14 protein-coding genes are annotated in these 16,471 nt (G+C 61.1%); 5 read left to right on the forward strand and 9 right to left on the reverse strand.

The window, feature by feature from the left end; genetic code table 11:
• Positions 1-9 precede the first annotated feature (9 nt).
• Both LDN70_RS19385 and LDN70_RS19390 read right to left on the reverse strand, forming a co-directional pair.
• Complete coding sequence (locus LDN70_RS19385) at positions 10-450, reverse strand: MarR family winged helix-turn-helix transcriptional regulator (protein WP_142937595.1); 441 nt, start codon at positions 448-450, stop codon at positions 10-12.
• 59 nt (positions 451-509) lie between these two features.
• Complete coding sequence (locus tag LDN70_RS19390) at positions 510-1,016, reverse strand: GNAT family N-acetyltransferase (RefSeq protein WP_223941151.1); 507 nt, start codon at positions 1,014-1,016, stop codon at positions 510-512.
• A 113-nt stretch (positions 1,017-1,129) separates the two neighbouring features.
• On the opposite strand from LDN70_RS19390, the gene LDN70_RS19395 reads away from it, so the two are divergent.
• From LDN70_RS19395 to cycA, 5 genes are all read left to right on the forward strand, one after another.
• Positions 1,130-1,459 (forward strand): PadR family transcriptional regulator, encoded by a 330-nt coding sequence (locus LDN70_RS19395; protein ID WP_142937593.1) that lies wholly within the window; start codon positions 1,130-1,132, stop codon positions 1,457-1,459.
• Position 1,460: 1 nt separating this feature from the next.
• Complete coding sequence (locus LDN70_RS19400; protein ID WP_142937592.1) at positions 1,461-1,826, forward strand: DUF1048 domain-containing protein; 366 nt, start codon at positions 1,461-1,463, stop codon at positions 1,824-1,826.
• Entirely contained in the window at positions 1,823-2,617 is a 795-nt protein-coding gene (locus LDN70_RS19405; protein ID WP_166842483.1) for an ABC transporter ATP-binding protein, read from the forward strand. The genes LDN70_RS19400 and LDN70_RS19405 overlap by 4 nt, the downstream gene beginning before the upstream one ends.
• Positions 2,614-3,375 carry an ABC transporter permease gene (locus tag LDN70_RS19410; RefSeq protein WP_166842484.1) on the forward strand — a complete coding sequence of 254 codons (762 nt, stop codon included), beginning with the start codon at positions 2,614-2,616 and terminating at the stop codon, positions 3,373-3,375. The genes LDN70_RS19405 and LDN70_RS19410 overlap by 4 nt, the downstream gene beginning before the upstream one ends.
• 165 nt (positions 3,376-3,540) lie before the next feature.
• The gene (cycA, locus tag LDN70_RS19415) at positions 3,541-5,001 is read left to right on the forward strand and encodes a D-serine/D-alanine/glycine transporter (RefSeq protein WP_187697086.1); all 1,461 of its coding nucleotides are present in this window, start codon (positions 3,541-3,543) and stop codon (positions 4,999-5,001) included.
• Between the two features lie 79 nt (positions 5,002-5,080).
• Here cycA and LDN70_RS19420 read toward each other — a convergent pair whose 3' ends face one another.
• The 7 genes from LDN70_RS19420 to LDN70_RS19450 all read right to left on the reverse strand — a co-directional run bounded on the left by LDN70_RS19420 (position 5,081) and on the right by LDN70_RS19450 (position 16,461).
• Positions 5,081-8,941: a CLIPPER-2 domain-containing protein gene (locus LDN70_RS19420; protein WP_223942690.1), complete on the reverse strand. Its 3,861-nt coding sequence runs from the start codon at positions 8,939-8,941 to the stop codon at positions 5,081-5,083.
• 304 nt (positions 8,942-9,245) lie between these two features.
• Positions 9,246-10,004 carry an iron ABC transporter ATP-binding protein gene (locus tag LDN70_RS19425; RefSeq protein ID WP_142937587.1) on the reverse strand — a complete coding sequence of 253 codons (759 nt, stop codon included), beginning with the start codon at positions 10,002-10,004 and terminating at the stop codon, positions 9,246-9,248.
• Between the two features lie 13 nt (positions 10,005-10,017).
• Positions 10,018-11,082, reverse strand: coding sequence for an iron chelate uptake ABC transporter family permease subunit (locus tag LDN70_RS19430; RefSeq protein WP_223941152.1), 1,065 nt, complete (start codon positions 11,080-11,082; stop codon positions 10,018-10,020).
• Positions 11,075-12,082 carry an ABC transporter permease gene (locus LDN70_RS19435; protein WP_223941153.1) on the reverse strand — a complete coding sequence of 336 codons (1,008 nt, stop codon included), beginning with the start codon at positions 12,080-12,082 and terminating at the stop codon, positions 11,075-11,077. Before LDN70_RS19435 ends, LDN70_RS19430 begins: the two co-directional genes overlap by 8 nt.
• 12 nt (positions 12,083-12,094) lie before the next feature.
• Complete coding sequence (locus LDN70_RS19440; RefSeq protein ID WP_223941154.1) at positions 12,095-13,045, reverse strand: siderophore ABC transporter substrate-binding protein; 951 nt, start codon at positions 13,043-13,045, stop codon at positions 12,095-12,097.
• Between the two features lie 171 nt (positions 13,046-13,216).
• The gene (locus LDN70_RS19445) at positions 13,217-14,365 is read right to left on the reverse strand and encodes a mannitol-1-phosphate 5-dehydrogenase (protein ID WP_223941155.1); all 1,149 of its coding nucleotides are present in this window, start codon (positions 14,363-14,365) and stop codon (positions 13,217-13,219) included.
• Positions 14,365-16,461 carry a PTS mannitol transporter subunit IICBA gene (locus LDN70_RS19450; protein WP_223941156.1) on the reverse strand — a complete coding sequence of 699 codons (2,097 nt, stop codon included), beginning with the start codon at positions 16,459-16,461 and terminating at the stop codon, positions 14,365-14,367. Before LDN70_RS19450 ends, LDN70_RS19445 begins: the two co-directional genes overlap by 1 nt.
• Positions 16,462-16,471: the final 10 nt, after the last annotated feature.

Raw genomic sequence — 16,471 nt, forward strand, 5'->3', positions numbered from 1 at the left:
CTTATCTGGTTAGTTCTGGAACGAGCTGTTGAGCTTGGCGATCACGGGCAACGCTGAGGCGAGCTGCTCAATCTCCTGGTTACTGAGACCCTGCAGCAGTTCGGCCACCATGGCATTGCGCCGCTGATTGGCGGACTCGACGGCGGCGGTCCCGGCTTGGGTGATGACCACCTGGACGGCCCGGGAATCGTCCGGGTCAGGCTGGCGTGTAACCAGTGAGGCGCGCTCGAGCTTGATGATCTGCTCCGTGGCGCTCGGGACTTTGATCCCCAGGTTCTTGGCGATGTCGCCCACTCGGAGGCCGCCCTCGGAAATCATGGACAGCAGGCTGAGCTGCGCGGCGGTTAGCTCGCCTTCGGGATCGAGGCGGCGGAACATGTACACGCCGAGCCGAAGTGACTCACGGAAGTCCTGGGCGAGATCCAATAGCCGGGGATCAAAGGTGTTCATATTTAGGTACCCTAATAGTTAGGGTACCTAAGTGTCAAAGAATAGGGCGGGTGAGGCTCTTAGAGTGTGAGCTTCATACCCTCATGGCTCGCAACAAACCCCAAGCGCTCATAGAAGCGGTGGGCCCCCACGCGGGACTTATCCGTGGTGAGCTGCACCAGAGAGCAGCCGCGCTCCCGGGCCTGATCAATAGCCCACTGAATCATCAACGCGCCAACCCCCTGACCCCGCAGCGCGCTGGAGACCCGGACCGCCTCGATTTGCGCGCGCCAGGATCCCCGGCGCGACAAGCCGGGGATATAGCTGAGCTGGAACGTCGCAACAACATCACCGTCGAGTTCGCCCACCACCAAAAGGTGCGCCGGGTCGGCGTCGATCGCGTCAAAAGCCTGCTCGTAGGGCGCTAAATCGTCCGCATTTTCGCGCGTGGCACCCAACTGGTCATCCGCGAGCAGCGCGAGGATGCGCGGGAGGTCACCCCTGCGGGCGCGCCGAAGGGTGAAGGTCCCATACTCGACGGCGGCAGTCAGCAGGGCGGGCACGGAACCGGATTGAGTAGTCACCAACCCAGCATGCCACTCCGGTCGATATTCTTCGGAACTCAGTGTTGCTAAGTACCGGTACTTAGTTCTACTATGTAGTGGTAGCTAGTAATACTGAGTAGTGAAGGAGGTGTCCGATGGGCAAGCAAATGACAGAGATGCTCAAAGGCACATTGGAGGGAATCGTCCTGGCCCTCCTGACCGGGAAGGCGGCGTATGGATACGAAATCACCACGCTGCTCCGAGAGCAAGGCTTCACCGAGATCGCTGAGGGCACCGTGTACGCACTGCTGGTCAGGATCGAACAAAAGGGCCTGGTGGACGTGGAGAAGAGGCCGTCCGAAAAAGGGCCGCCCCGCAAGGTGTACACGCTCAACACCCAGGGCGAAAAAGAACTGAGCGAATTCTGGAACACATGGAGCTTCTTGTCCGAACGGCTGGAACAGCTCCGCAAGGAAGGAAAATAGCATGGCAGCAAAATGGATCGAGCTGGTCACCGGATCGCTCGAGCAGAAAAAGCAGTACAAGCAAGCCAAGGCACGGCTGGACGCCTTGCCCGAGCCCTACCTCGCTGTGGCCACCGCCTTCAACCGCTATTTGATGTACTACGGCGGTGTCACGCAAGGCGACACCATGGTGCAGATGTTCACGGACCTGGCCGACCTATGGGAACGAGCCGCAGTGGACGGCACCCCCGTCAGCGACATCGTGGGTGATGACCCCATCGAGTTCGCAGAGAGCTTCGCCCAGGCATACGGCGGAAAACGCTGGATCGACAAAGAACGCGAGCGCCTGAACAAGGCGATTGATAAAGCCAGGGAGGCGGAATCATGACCACTGCAGCAATCCGCGTAGAGGGCATCGAGAAGTCATACAAGGACCTCCACGTACTCAAGGGTGTGGAATTTGAGGTGGCCCCCGGCAGCATCTTTGCACTGCTGGGATCCAACGGAGCGGGCAAGACCACCATGGTAAAGATCCTGTCCACCCTGCTCAAAGCGGGTGCCGGCTCTGCCGCCGTCGAAGGCTTTGATGTCGCCACCGAGTCACAACAGGTACGGCAGTCCATCAGCCTGACCGGGCAGTTTGCGGCGGTGGACGAGGTCCTGTCCGGTAAGGAGAACCTGGTCCTGGTGGCTAAGCTGCGCCACCTGAAGAACCCGGGACAGATCGCGGATGAGTTGCTGGCGCAGTTCAGCCTCACGGAAGCCGGGTCCCGCAAAGTAGCTACCTACTCCGGCGGCATGCGTCGTCGATTGGACATAGCGATGAGCCTGATCGGCAACCCCACGGTGATTTTCCTGGACGAGCCCACCACCGGCCTGGACCCTGAAGCCCGCCTTGAGGTGTGGGACATCGTCAAGAACCTCGCCAACCAAGGCACCACAGTCCTGCTCACCACGCAGTACCTCGATGAGGCTGAACAACTGGCAGACCGGATTGCCATCCTGCATGAGGGACGCATCATCGCCAACGGCACCCTCGCCGAGCTTAAGCAATTGCTGCCGCCGGCCAAGATCGAATACGTAGAAAAGCAACCGAGCCTGGAGGACATCTTCCTGGCTCTGGTGGGTAGCGGCAACGCTGGGGCCAGTGGCAACGAGTCAGTAAAGGACAGGTCATGAACACCCACTTCTTCGCAGACACTTCTGTTCTGCTGGGCCGTTCCATGCGGCACATTTTCCGCAGCGTGGATACCATCATCACCACAGCAATCACACCGATCGCCCTCATGCTGCTTTTCGTCTACGTTTTCGGCGGAGCCATCAGGACCGACACTGAGAACTACGTGAACTACCTGCTCCCAGGCATCATGTTGATCGCGATCGCCTCCGGCATCGCCTACACGGCAGTCCGCCTGTTCACGGACATGCAGAGCGGGATCTTTGAGCGGTTCCAGTCCATGCCGATCGCACGCTCATCGGTTCTCTGGGCGCACGTCCTGACATCCTTGGTGGCCAACGGACTGTCGCTGGTGATCATCGTGCTGGTGGCACTTCTCATGGGATTCCGCAGCTCCGCCAACATCCTGGATTGGTTGGCCGTGGCGGGTATCCTGTCGCTCTTCACGTTGGCGCTGACCTGGATCGCAATCATCGCGGGCCTCTCGGCGAAGTCCGTTGACGGCGCGGGCGGGTTCTCCTACCCGCTGATCTTCCTACCGTTCATCAGCTCCGCCTTCGTCCCTACGGAGACCATGCCGGGCCCGGTCCGCTGGTTCGCCGAAAACCAGCCAGTGACGTCCATTGTGAATACCATCCAGGATCTGTTCGCGCAGCGTCCGGTAGGTGGGGACATATGGGTAGCGCTGGCCTGGTGTCTGGGGATCCTCGTGGTCTCCTACGCCTTTGCCACAGCCGCCTACAAGCGCCAGATCGCCTAGGTTCCCACCACGTTCCTATAACGGCCAGAGCTCCTCCATGTCATGGGAGGAGCTTTCGCTATGCAGACCGATTCGCCATTGGTCAGACATTAGCTATAGCTTTATCGAACAGATTTGTAACGGCCGTCACCATTGTGGCGGGTCCTTCGAAGGGTTCTTGAACTAATGTCCGACCAGACAACACAAGGGAAGCTTCACGCCTCCAGCAGGGACAGCGAGCCACACCTGTCGCGCTCCCTGAGCAACCGCCACATCCAGCTCCTGGCCATCGGCGGCGCCATTGGGACCGGCCTCTTCATGGGCTCCGGTAAGACCATCTCCGTCGCCGGCCCCTCCGTGATCTTCGTGTACATGATCATCGGCTTCATGCTCTTCTTCGTCATGCGCGCCATGGGCCAGCTGCTGCTGTCCAACCTGAACTACAAATCCTTCAGCGACTTCGCGGGCGACCTTCTTGGACCGTGGGCCGGCTTCTTCACAGGCTGGACCTACTGGTTCTGCTGGGTAGTCACCGGTGTGGCAGACGTCATCGCTATTGCGGGATACGCCGACGAGCTTTGGCCGGGAATCCAACTCTGGATCCCGGGCCTGGCCACCATCATCATTCTGCTTCTCCTGAACCTGCCCACCGTGAAGGCCTTCGGCGAGACCGAGTTCTGGTTCGCGCTCATCAAGATCATCGCCATCGTGGCACTGATCGTTGTGGGCCTGGTGATGATCTTCACCGGTTTCCAATCCAACGCAGGAACCGCGAGCTTCACCAATCTCTGGAGCCACGGCGGGTTCTTCCCCAAGGAATTCATGGGCTTCGTGGCTGGCTTCCAAATCGCCGTGTTCGCGTTCGTGGGCATCGAGCTGGTGGGTACGGCCGCCGCCGAAACCAAGAACCCTGAGCACAACCTCCCCCGCGCCATCAACGCGATCCCCCTGCGCGTCATGCTCTTCTACGTAGGTGCCCTGATCATCCTCATGTCCGTCACCCCGTGGACCGAGTTCAAAGCCGGCCAGAGCCCGTTCATTGCCATGTTCTCCCTGGCAGGCCTGGGAATGGCAGCTACCGTGGTCAACCTCGTGGTCCTCACCTCGGCCATGTCCTCCGCCAACTCGGGAATCTACTCAACATCCCGTATGGTCTACGGCCTGGCCAACGATGGCGACGCACCCAAGCTCTTCGGCCGCCTTTCCAGCCGCAAAGTACCCCAGAACGCACTGTTCCTGTCCTGCGTCCTGCTGCTGGCCGGCGTCGCACTCCTGTACGCGGGCAAGGACGTTGGCGTGGCATTCGACATGGTGACCACCGTGTCCGCAGTCTGCTTCATGTTCGTTTGGTCGATCATCCTGGCCAGTTACCTCGTGTACCGTAAACGCCGCCCCGAACAGCACGCGGCCTCATCGTTCAAGATGCCCGGCGGAATCCCCATGGTGTGGGTGGTGTTCGCCTTCTTCGCGTTCCTCGTCTGGGCGCTGACCACTCAGCCGGACACGCTCACCGCCCTGCTGGTGACGCCCATCTGGTTCGCCATTCTTGGTGTGGCCTACGCGGTTGTTCGGAAATCACCTCTGCACCAGGCCCGCGTGGCTGAGTGGAAGGCGATGGTGGAAACCGAAACCGCGGCAACGCGCTAACTCTTAGGACAGAAACAGCGACGTCGGCACCCTGACTTGAGTGCCGACGTCGCTGTTTTATTTCACCTTATGCCCCGCGTTAGGCGCTCCCTCGCCGGCGGCTGGCAACCAGTGCCAGGCCTCCAGCAACCAGAAGCCCTGCAGCGCCCCAGAGTCCGATCATGACACCGGTTGCGCCGGTGTCAGGAAGGTCGCCCGTCGTCGCGGCGGGCGGCGGGGTGGACGCTGCGGCGGGAGGCACAGTGGCTGACGCGGCGGGAGGAACATCCACCACCGGCTTCACTATGACCTCGCTTGAGTCACTCCCCGTGACCTCTCCTCCGCCGGGCACCGTTGCAGAAGCAACCACGACGTTGACGTAGGACTCTGTGACATTGCTCTGGGCAATGACCCGGCTGACCGTTTGCCCGGGTGCGAGAGTGGCAACTGGCTCGATGGCCCCGAGCGCGGGGTCGTCGAATCGGACATCCGTGAGTACCGTGTTGCCGGTGTTGGTCACGCTGAGCTGCCAGAAGACCGTCTCAGCCGGGTTGATGGTGACAGCCTCGCTCCAAGGCCCTTCTTGGGTAGTTGAGACGAGCTTGTCCACCGTCAAGCCGGGGAGAGCACCGAAGTAGTACGAGTCATCAGCAGCACTCAGGTCAGAACCGCCAAGGGGGTTCTCCGCCGATGCCGTCACAGTGTTCTTGTACTGGCCCTCAATAGCCTCGCCCTGAGCCGACAACACCACAGAAGCACCCGGCGCCAACAGGGGAACTGTCCCGGAGAACACCTCCCTGCCAGCGCTGTCCTTATCAACAACCAGGACATCCTTCAGGACAAAGTCCCCGGTGTTCTTCACGGTGTACGTCCACTTCACCTCGCTGCCGGGAACCACCTGCGGCCCCGGAGCAGCTTTAACATCCTCGCCATTGGTGGTCTTCACAACAGACAAACCGGTGTTGCCGCTGAGGTACCAGGATTCAGCGGCAACTGGAGCGGGCTGCTGCGCCAAAGGGGTCCCTGCTGCGTCCGTAGCCGCGGCAGTGGCAGTGGCTGTGTTGTGGTACTGACCTGCCACGGCGGCATCCTGAGCGGTGAAGACACGGGTGTCTCCGGGGGCCAGTGCGCCTGTATCGCTCGAGGTGGGTATCAACGTACCCGTGCTGCCATCCCCTGCGGAGAAGGCATCCGAGACGGCTATGTTTGAAAGCGGCGTATTGCCCGTGTTGGTGACCTCGTAGGTCCATGTCACATCGGAACCGTTAGCCACTATTGCACCGGGAGCTGAAGAGTAGACGGTCCCGTTGGTTTTCTTCACGATTCCGAGCCCAGGAGTTCCGGCCACATTCACAGCTGCCTCGTTAGTAGCGAACTGGACCGCTTCCCCGTTATACGTTCCTGTTGCGAGGAGTACGTTGCTTGCTTTCGCCCCGAAGCCGGGATCTCCTGCCACCTTGGTGGGAACCACCAAGGTGAAGTCATCCCCGGATGCCAGGACGTCAACGAACATCCGGAAGGCAGTGGCGTTGAGGGGATCAGTGGACCAGTTGCCCGAGGTGGCATCCGTTGCATCTGTGGAATATTCGATCCTTGCCCCCGCCGGTGCGCCCGTTACGGCGCCCGAAAGGACCACATCGAAATCGTCGCCCGTTGCCACCGCCGGCAAACGGTCGAAGAAGGTGGCGCCAGTCACCGGGTTTGGCAAGACGTTGCTGACGTAGACCTGCCAGAACGCGTCCTCGCCTACGGTGGTGGCCAAGGACCACGGACCCGTTGCCGAGGTTCCGGACAACTTATCCAGCAGCAAACCACCGGCAATATTGATCGATACACGACCAATATCTTTGGCGACACTTGCCCGTGCGGCATCGAAATTGTAGATGTCTTCGCTGAAGAAGGGGGCGTAGCCAATCATCGGTACCGTCTGTTCGGCTGTGCCGCCGTCAGCAACTCCGATGAACCGTGGGTCTGCTGTGGAGGCATACGATTCGACCTGAACCGAGGAGGTGGTGGGCTGGTAGGCCTTGGCGAGGACCGTGACGGGAATGTCGTACTGCCACCCCGTGTTCTCAACCTTGCGGTCAGAAGCTTCCTTCGGATCCCGCATGGGAGTGATGTGATCGAAGGCGAAGGTAATGACCTGCAGTTCGCATCCTTCTGCATCAACCACCCGCGAGGTGGAATCCACCTTCACACCGTTGCCGATAGCAGGGATGGGCTCCACTCCCACCGAGAGGTCGGTGATGGGTGTGATGGCCTTGGTGGGATCGTACTGGACGCCGCAGGGAAGCACCACGGACATCGAGGCGTCCTTGTAGGTTTCCGACGGGTTTTGGTTGACGATACCGGCCCTGATAGTGCCGGTGTCGCCCACGCTCAGGACCGAGGGAGCTGAGACGTTGGTGGTCAGGTAGACAGAATCCACCGGAGTAAAGACGTCAGAAGCCTCGCCCGTCAGGTCCCCGGCCTTGAGGGTGGCCGTGTTGTTCACGGGTCCTGGCGGAATGCCGGCAGGACTGTTCACGGCGACCACACCATCGGTGATGTCCCGGAAGATTGGCACGCTTGCAACTGTGATTCGCATTTCCGAGCCAACGGACACCGTCTCGGCGCCAGGTGCAACGGAGATGCGCCACCCTGTCAGGACGGAGCCCGGCGGCAGATCGAGCGTATTGTTCCCATTGAACGTCTCCCAGCTGCTGGAACCAGTGTTCTGCACGGTCAGCGCCAGATTGGTACTGGTGGAAGGCTGGGCAGGTGTAAAGGTCTGCCAAGCGTCAGAATAATCAGTCTGGTACTCAACGCGGTAAGGAAGATCATCGGTAGCCAAAACGGGGCTGAAGGCCACGTTGATAGCGGTGACATCGTTGTGGTGAAACCACTCCTCCGACGGGCCGCCGGCGGTACCGCTATCGGTGACTACGAGGTCCTCGGCCTTGGGGCTGTCCCGGGGCCCGAGGTAGGAGGCATTAACGTAGGTGCTTCTGGCGATCATGCCGGCGGAGGTCTGGCCTCCTGAGGATTTCTCGATGGCCGTTGTTACGCCACCTGCCGGACTGAATGCAGGGCCCTGTGCAGTAGCGGGTACGCCTGCCCTGAGCACACCGTTGGCGTCTGTTGTCTCCAACGTGGCGGTGTTGACCGGAGGCCGCTGGCCGTCTTCCCAACCAGCTACATCCTCCGGGTACCGGACGGTCAGCCAAATGCCCGTGTTGCTTCGGTCCAGGCAGTATCCGGTGTGGTCGTATTGTTCGGTGCTGGTCCACGTAGCTGTGGGCCATGCACTCGTGTCCCATGTGCCCAGGCCGGTAGAGGCCGAGGCGAACACGGCACCGGCAGGCAAGACGTCAGTGAGTTTCTGCGCGTAGGCGGAGAAACTCAAGTAGCTTTCCTCCGAGCACACATTAAACCGGTAGGTCACCTCGCGATGGGTGGAGCCGGTGATGGTGGTGGCCGTCTTCTGCGCACGGTAATCATGGGGACCAGTGACCAGTGACGTCACCGGACCGGATGATACTTCCCCGCCTGGTCCTCCGGTACCGGTCATTTCCGTGCTCAGCGGAAAGCCCTCGTACTTGCGCCCGTTGTCCACCTGAGACACCGTGTACACAATGCTGACAAGATCCTCAGTGGTTTCGTCAAGGATCATGCTCAGTACTCGGGTAGCGGGGTCGTAGCTGTGGCTCAAAACTGGTGAAGAGCTACCGGTAGGGAGCCCCGCGAAGGTAGTGCCCTCCGGGAGTGTTGTGGTCATGGTTACACCGGTTGCCGGATGGGAGGCGTCGACGCCCTCGAAATCAACGGTTGCAGTGTAGTTGTAATTCTGGCTCAGCGGGACCGTTTCCGGGGCGGTCAGTGAGATGGTGAAATCCCCTGCCGCTGCCATGGCCGGGGAAACGCCCAGCATCAGCGAACCCGCACTGACCACTGCGGCCAGTGCTGCCGCCGGAATCCGCATCACAGAGCGTCTCCGTGACGGGGGTATCCGAGGCTTGACTGTGGAGTCCTCCCTCGAACCCGGCGATTTTTGCCGCCGGCCGAAACGACCCCGTGACTGTACTGCGGACATCTATAGCTCCCTTGCTAGTCCCGGCCTCCCAACCCTGGTGCACACACAGCGGTGCGCAGGGCAAGGAAGCTCGGGGTTTGGAAAGTGAGCGTTCGCTCTCTTCTCCTATCTAGTGGGGGAGGTATCGCAAACGTGACGAAGAGATTGCTGACCGGGGACATATGTTGATAACTCCGGCATGGGAAAGGGAGTGTCAGGCGAAGTACACGCCGATTCGGTTGCCGTCGATTTCCTCTATGCGGATATCGATGTCGTAGACGTCGTACAGCATTCCGGCGCGCATGATGTCTGCGGGCGTGCCCTGATGGATGAGACGGCCGTTCTTCATTGCCAGGATGGTGTCCGAATAGCAGGATGCGAAGTTGATGTCGTGGACCACCAGCACGATGGTCTTTCCGAGCTCGTCAGCCAAACGACGCAAAAGCCGCATCATTTCCACCGAGTGCTTCATGTCCAGGTTGTTGAGCGGCTCGTCGAGCAACAGGTATTCCGTGTCCTGCGCCAGGACCATGGCAATGTAGGCGCGCTGGCGCTGACCACCGGAGAGCTCATCAACGAACTTGTCCGCCATGGAGGCCAGGTCCAGCTGCCGGATGGCCTCTTCAACGTGCTCAAGGTCCTCAACTGTTGGCCGCCCACCACTGTGCGGAAAGCGCCCGAACGCCACCAGATCACGCACGGTCAATCGCATGGTCAGGTGGTTTTCCTGCCGGAGGATGGCCATGGTCTTGGCCAGTTCCTTGCTGGGAGTGGCCGTCACATCCAGCCCGGCAACGGATACTCCCCCTGCGTCCATGGGCTGCAGGCGGCTGATCAAAGAGAGCAGCGTGGACTTGCCGGCGCCGTTGGGGCCGATGATGGACGTGATGCCGCCGCGGGGGATTTGGCAGCTGACATCGTCCAGCACAGTGGTGCCGCCGTAGCGCTTGGTCACATTGCGGACGGTAATCATGGACGGATACCGATCATTTCAGTGAGCCTTTCAGCAACAAATAGAGGAAAAGAATGCCTCCGGTGAATTCGATAATCACGCTGAGGGCAGTGGCGAACCCGAACACGCGTTCCAGCAGCAACTGGCCACCCACCAAGGCGATTGCACCGATGAGGACCACGATCGGGAGGAGCCAAGCGTGCCGGAAACCGCGGCATAGTTGGTAGCCAAGGCTGACCACCAGGAGCCCGAAGAATGTCACCGGACCCACCAACGCCGTGGAAATCGCCACCAGCAGGGAGCATGCCAGCAGCGCGCGCATCACCACTGGCTTGTGGTCGACGCCCACGTTGATGGCTACTTCGCGGCCCAGCGCCAGGACGTCCAGTGTGTGCCGCATGCGCCAGACGCCAACGCAGACCAGAGCGACCAGTACAGCAGAAACACCCAGCAAACCCGGGTCAACGTTGTTGAAGCTGGCGAAGAACAAGTCCTGCAGGATGATGAATTCGCTGGGTTCCATGAGCCGCTGAAGCAGCGAGGAGAACCCCCGGAACAAGGTCCCCAGCACAATCCCCACCAGCAACAGCAGGTGCAGCGATCGCGTGGCACCTGTGAACATCCACCGGTACAGGATGGCGCTGAACCCCATCATCAGCAGGATCTCCACCCCGAACTTGAGCGTGGACGGCGCCGTGGCCAGCGTTGCAGCTCCGGCCACGAAAGCCAAGCCGGTCTGCACCAGAATGTACAGCGAATCGAAGCCCATAATGGACGGCGTCAGGATCCGGTTCGCCGTCACTGTCTGGAACAGCAGCGTGGACACGCCCACCGCGACGGCCACCAGCAGCATCGCGGAGACCTTGATGACCCGACGCGGCAGGACGTACGCGATGTTCCCTTTGAGGTCGATTGTCAGGAAAACAGCAACCAGCACGACGGCGGCAATCGCCACTACGGCGATCACCAGTCCCGGCGGGGTGCTTCGGACGGCATCACGCCAGCGCGACGGCGACCATGGCCGCGGACCCGGCCTGCCGCCGTCGGGCATTGGACGGATATGGGAGGCCGTCGCCGGGGTCACAGGAGTTTCAGGCATTGCGTTTCCTCAGGAGCAGGAAGAGGAACAGGATGGCGCCGAGCACGGACATGACCATGCCAACCGGCACCTCGTAGGGGAACCTGATGGTCCGGCCGATGATGTCGCAAACCAGCACGAAGGCAGCACCGAACAACGCGGTCCACGGAACGGCCCGGCGGAGGTTGTCTCCGAACAGCAGGGACACGATGTTGGGGACCACGAGTCCCAGGAAGGGCACAGCTCCAACCGTGGTGACCACCACGGCGGAGATCAGGGAGACGATCATCAGGCCAAGCCGCATGGTGCGGGCGTAGTTCAGGCCAAGGTTGGTGGTGAAGTCCTGGCCCATGCCTGCCACCGTGAAGCGATCGGCGGCGAAGAGGCCCACCAGGACAAGAACAGCAACAATCCACAGCAGCTCGTACCGGCCACGGAGAACACCGGAGAAATCGCCGATCATCCAGTTGCTGAGTGTCTGCAGGAGATCAAAGCGGTAGGCAAAGAACGTGGTAACTGCCGCAATAATGCCGCCCAGCATGATGCCCACCAAGGGAATGAGGAGGGTGTTGCGGGTCGGGAGCCGCCGCAGGATGGCCAGGAACAACGCTGTGCCGAGGATCGCGAACACAGAAGCCACCACCATCTTGGTGAGAATTGGAGAGTCCGGAGCCAGCACGGTGACTACCAGGATTCCGAGCGTTGCGGATTCAACCGTTCCCACGGTGGAGGGCTCCACAAAACGGTTCCGGGCCATGAGCTGCATGATCAACCCGGCAACGGCAACAGCCATCCCGGCCAGGACCACAGCCACGGTGCGCGGCACCCGCGAAACCCAAAAGATTTCCCAAGCGCCGGCGTCGTTCGCCAGCAACGCGGGCAGTGAGACGTCACTGACCCCAACGAAGATGCTGCCAACAGCGATCACCAGCACCACGGCAGCAGCCGCAACCAGGCGGGCGGTCTCGCCAGCCCGGTTGCGGCTTGCTGGTGCCGTGGGGCGCACGGCTGTGATTGTCACTTCAGTTAGGGGCTAGGCGACGGAGTCGGCCACTGCTGTGACCATGGCTTGGACGTTGTTCAGTCCGTAGCCCACGATGTACCAGCCGGCAGGATCGAGGTTGACGATCTTGTTGTTCTTGGCGGCGTTGGTGGACCTGACGAGCTCGTTGTCCAGGATCGGGTTTGCCGTGGAACCGGCGGTGCCGATGGCGGTGTCGCGGTTGATGACGTAGAGGATGTCCGGGTTGGTTTCCTTGATGTACTCAAAGGAAACGGCCTCGCCGTGGGAGCCTTCAGCCTTGACCTCGGCGGCCGTCGGAACGCCCAGGACGTCGTGGATGATGCCAAAGCGGGAGCCCGCGCCGTACGCGGTGACTTCGCCGCCGGAGGTCAGGACGATCAGGCCCTTGCCGGCGGTGGCAGCCTTGGTCTTGGTGTCCGAGACAACCTTGTCTACCTCAGCAAGCTTGGAAGTAACTTCGTCTTCCTTCTTGAAGATCTTGCCGAGCTTCTCTGTCTGGGCCTTGAAGCTTTCCATGGGCTTTGCGGCGTCCACGGAGAGATCAATGGTGGGGGCGATCTTGCTCAATTCTTCATAAGCACCGGCGGTGCGGCCCGAGACGATGATGAGGTCCGGAGCTGCGGAGCTGACGGCTTCGAAATCGGGCTCCTTGAGGGAGCCGACCTTGGCGTACTTGGCGTCGGAGAACTTCTTCAACGCTTCCGGGTAGCTGGCCTCGGGAACACCGGTGGGTTCGACGCCGAGCGCGTTCATGGTGTCCAGAACGCCCAGATCGAACGTGACAACCTTCTCCGGGTTCACGGGAACGTTGGACGTGGAGCCCTGGGCGTGCTCGATGGTAATGGTGCTGGCTTCCTCGGGTTGCGAAGACGCCGTTGCCCCGCCCCCACAAGCCGTAACAGTCAGCAAGGCAGCCCCTGCAGCCAGTGCCCCAATGTAGCTCGACAGCCTCTTCTTCACGCCAGTACTCCACTCACTAATAAGTCATAGATGTGTTGCCTAATTGCGCTTTGACTCTATTAGTTAGGTGAGGCTAACTTCAAAGCCGAAAGGCCCTCCAGCGGGTAAAAGTGAGCTATCTCACTGGTTTTTCTCCCGCTGGAGAGCCTTTATGACGATCGGTGGTTAAACTTACGCTTCGGCCTGCCGGTCCTCCACAAGCTTCTGGACGGCGGCGAAGAGCGGGTGCGGCGGCGTCAGTTCCGTGATGCGCTCGACGGCGGTCGCTGCGTCCAGCTCGGACAGAAGCTTTGCCAGTTCCACCGCTTCGTCGTCGTTGCCGTCGTCGAAACGGAGGGCTGCGGACATCGCCTCAAGCAATGCCACCGGCGTGACACCGCGTTCGGCCAACTCCGCCGCCGGGCCAACGAATCGCTCGTGGCGGCTGAGCTTCCGCAGAGGCGCCCGGCCCACGCGGTTCACGGTATCCGGCAGGTGTGGGTTGGTGAAGCGGGACAGGATCTTCTGCACATAGGCTTCCTGCTCAGCCTCCACAAACCCATGCTTGGCCACCAGCAGTTCCTTGGTTTCCTCCAGCACCGCCCGGACCTTCGCTGCCACAGCCGGATCCGCCATGGCATCGGAGATCTTCTCAAGCCCTGCTGCGTAGCCGAAGTACGCAGCAGAAGCGTGGCCGGTGTTCACCGTGAACAGCTTGCGTTCGATGTACGGCCCCAGCTCGTCCACGAAGGTAGCTCCGGGAATCTTCGGGGCGTTGTCTCCAAACGGCGTACGGTCAATGACCCACTCGTAGAAGGTCTCCACCGTGACGTCCAGGCCTTGTCCCGCCGCCTGATTGGGGACGATGCGGTCCACGGCCGTGTTGGCAAAGACCGCGACTGCCCCCAAGTCACCCGCGGATTCGTCCCAGGCAGCCTGGATCTCCGTGTGCAGGAGGTCCGTGGCGTTGATGGCATTCTCGCAAGCCATCACTTGGAGGGCCGGCAAGTCCGCGGGACGGGCCGCCAGCCCTCGGGCGATTACTGGTGCCACGAACTTCAGGATGTGTGGCCCCACCGCAGTGGTGACCACATCCGCCGTCGAAATTTCCTCAACAACGGCGGCTTCCTGTGACGCTGAGTTGAAGGCGCGGAAACCGGTCACGGTCTTGACCGCCGGGTTCTCGCCTACCTCGTGAACGTCGTAGCTGCTTGCCGAGGCGAGCTGGCTGATCAGGGCGTCCGCTACGTCCGCGAACACCACCTCATAGCCGGCCTCGTGGAGCAGCAGCCCCACGAAACCACGCCCGATGTTGCCTGCCCCAAAATGAACTGCCTTCACTATGCGTTGACCTTTCCGAACAGCTCCAACACTTCATCAACCGTGGTGGCTTCCTCCAACTGGGCAACCTGCGCCTTGTTGGTGAAGATCTTGGCGATCGAGGACAGGATCTGGAGGTGCTCGTTATTGATACCGGCCACGCCCACCACAAACTTCACTTGCTTGCCGCCCCAGTCGATGCCCTCCGGGTAGCGGATGATGGACACTGCCGAGTGGTTGATGTGTTCCTTGGCATCGTTGGTGCCGTGCGGGATCGCCAGGAAGCTGCCCATGTACGTGGACACGGATTCCTCGCGCTCGTGCATGGCGTGGACGTAGCTGACATCCACGGCACCGCGATCCAGCAGGAGCTTTCCGGCTTCATCGATCGCGGCGTCCCGGTCAGTCGCAGTTCCGTTCAGGACCACGCTTTCGCGGAGCAGGACACCTTTACCTTCAACGGGTTGACCGTCTGTTGCTTTACCGCCTGCGGCGGGGGCCGGCTCAGCGGCATGCGCACCATGGGCGGGGGCTGCTGTTGTGGCAGCTGCGGCGGGCTGTACGCCGGCGCCGGGCTCCGTCGTCGTGCCTGAGTCGGGCGTTACGCCTGTTTCAGATGCCGCACCTTCGCTGTTGCTGCTCCGGACCAGGTCCACGATTTCGTCGTACTTGGGGCTGTTCATGAAGTTGTCCACCGAGTAGTGAACGGCGCTGGCCGTCCTCGGCTGGGCACGTTCGGTGAGGTCCTGGTGCGTGACCACAACGTCGTAGTTGTCGTTGAGGTTGGCGATGGCCGAGTTGGTGACCTTGACGTCCGGGAAGCCGGCCGCCTTGATCTTGTTGCGCAGGACCGAGGCACCCATGGCGCTGGAACCCATGCCGGCGTCGCAAGCGAACACGATGTTCTGGACCGGGCGGGTCAGGACAGTGCCCGGCTGGGCGTCTGCGCGGTCACCAACAAGTGCAGAGGAGACGGAGCTCTTCTTGCCCTTCATGGCTTCCATACGGGACGTGGCTGCGGAAAGGTCGTCCTCGCCCTTGTTCTTGGACGTGCGCAGGATGACCGCAGCGATGAGGAAGGACACGGCCGTCGCCAAAACAACCGCCAGGATGACGCCCACATAGCTGTCACGGGATGTCTGTGCCAACACGGCAATGATCGAACCCGGGGCAGCCGGAGCCACGAGGCCGGAATTGGTGACGGCCATAGTGGCAATGCCCGTCATGCCGCCACCGATCGCAGCGAGGATCAGGATGGGCTTCATGAGCACGTATGGGAAGTAGATCTCGTGAATACCACCGAGGAAGTGAATGATTGCTGCGCCGGGAGCCGAAGCCCTGGCTGCACCGCGGCCGAAGAACATGTAGGCCAGCAGGATGCCGAGGCCCGGGCCGGGGTTGGCTTCGAGCAGGAACAGGATGGACTTGCCCTGTTCCAGCGACTGCTGAATACCCAGCGGAGTAAGCACGCCGTGGTTGATGGCGTTGTTGAGGAACAGGACCTTGGCGGGCTCGATGAAAATGCTGGTCAGCGGCAACAGGCCGTTATTGACCAGGAACTCCACAACCTCGCCAGCACGGTCCGTGAACCACTTAACAACATAGGAAAGGCCGTAGAAACCGCCCAGCGCCAACACTGCGCCCCAAATACCGGCGGAGAAGTTGTTGACCAGCATCTCAAAGCCCGGACGGATCTTGCCGTCCCAGAGCCGGTCGATCTGCTTCATGGTCCAGGCACCCAGCGGGCCCATGATCATGGCACCGATGAACATGGGAGAGTCTGTACCCGCGATCACGCCCATGGTGGCAATGGCGCCCACCACGCCGCCTCGGACGTCATAGACCATCCGGCCGCCGGTGTAGGCGATCAGGATTGGAAGCAGGTACGTGACCATCGGGCCGACGATGCCGCCGTTGGGTTCGCCTTCGGCATTGGTTCCGAAGCCGCCCAACTCGGCTACGGGAATCCAACCCTTCTCAATGAACAGGGCAGTGATGAGGCCCCAGGCGATGAAGGCGCCAATGTTGGGCATGATCATGCCGGACAGGAATGTTCCGAACTTTTGGACACCAACGCGGGCGCTGGTGCGGGGCTTCGCAACGGTCTCTGTTGCCATGTGAATTCCT

It is taken from the genome of Arthrobacter sp. StoSoilB22 (assembly GCF_019977315.1).
GTDB lineage: Bacteria > Actinomycetota > Actinomycetes > Actinomycetales > Micrococcaceae > Arthrobacter.

What these genes read in the sequence shown, in the direction of transcription:
- LDN70_RS19395 (WP_142937593.1), top strand. Translation starts at nt 1,130, where the DNA reads ATGGGCAAGCAAATGACAGAGATGCTCAAAGGCACATTGGAGGGAATC.
- LDN70_RS19405 (WP_166842483.1), top strand. Translation starts at nt 1,823, where the DNA reads ATGACCACTGCAGCAATCCGCGTAGAGGGCATCGAGAAGTCATACAAG.
- LDN70_RS19400 (WP_142937592.1), top strand. Translation starts at nt 1,461, where the DNA reads ATGGCAGCAAAATGGATCGAGCTGGTCACCGGATCGCTCGAGCAGAAA.
- LDN70_RS19410 (WP_166842484.1), top strand. Translation starts at nt 2,614, where the DNA reads ATGAACACCCACTTCTTCGCAGACACTTCTGTTCTGCTGGGCCGTTCC.
- LDN70_RS19430 (WP_223941152.1), bottom strand. Translation starts at nt 11,082, where the DNA reads ATGCCTGAAACTCCTGTGACCCCGGCGACGGCCTCCCATATCCGTCCA.
- LDN70_RS19425 (WP_142937587.1), bottom strand. Translation starts at nt 10,004, where the DNA reads ATGATTACCGTCCGCAATGTGACCAAGCGCTACGGCGGCACCACTGTG.
- LDN70_RS19420 (WP_223942690.1), bottom strand. Translation starts at nt 8,941, where the DNA reads ATGCGGATTCCGGCGGCAGCACTGGCCGCAGTGGTCAGTGCGGGTTCG.
- LDN70_RS19450 (WP_223941156.1), bottom strand. Translation starts at nt 16,461, where the DNA reads ATGGCAACAGAGACCGTTGCGAAGCCCCGCACCAGCGCCCGCGTTGGT.
- cycA (WP_187697086.1), top strand. Translation starts at nt 3,541, where the DNA reads ATGTCCGACCAGACAACACAAGGGAAGCTTCACGCCTCCAGCAGGGAC.
- LDN70_RS19385 (WP_142937595.1), bottom strand. Translation starts at nt 450, where the DNA reads ATGAACACCTTTGATCCCCGGCTATTGGATCTCGCCCAGGACTTCCGT.